1 protein-coding gene is annotated in these 318 nt (G+C 38.4%); it reads right to left on the bottom strand.

All coding sequences use genetic code 11. From position 1 onward, the window contains the following. Positions 1-318, bottom strand: a 318-nt coding sequence (locus tag ACVCXO_RS02285; protein ID WP_452227979.1) for an HYR-like domain-containing protein, incomplete at both ends; no start/stop codon positions are given.

Genomic DNA, 318 nt, shown 5'->3' with positions numbered 1-318 from the left:
ATCAGCAACAGGAGCAGTAACATCTGTAATTATTACATTTTGTGTTTGTGTGGAAGCATTCAAATTAACATCCGTATATGTCCAAGTAACAACAGTTGTTCCTTGGGTTGTAATAGGAAGTGATGCATCGTTGGTAACAGTAACTATTCCGCCACAATTATCAGTTGCAGTCGGTGCGGTTAAAGTCGTTACTTCACATTGTGCCGTTACGTTAGCTAAAGTTGCAAGATCAGCAACAGGAGCAGTAACATCTGTAATTACTATGTTTTGTGTTTGTGTGGAAGCATTCAGATTAACATCTGTATATGTCCAAGTTAC

Source organism: Lacinutrix sp. MEBiC02404, assembly GCF_053601575.1.
The sequence above is the reverse complement of the archived record's forward strand: the minus strand, read 5'-3'. Positions and strand labels throughout refer to the sequence as shown.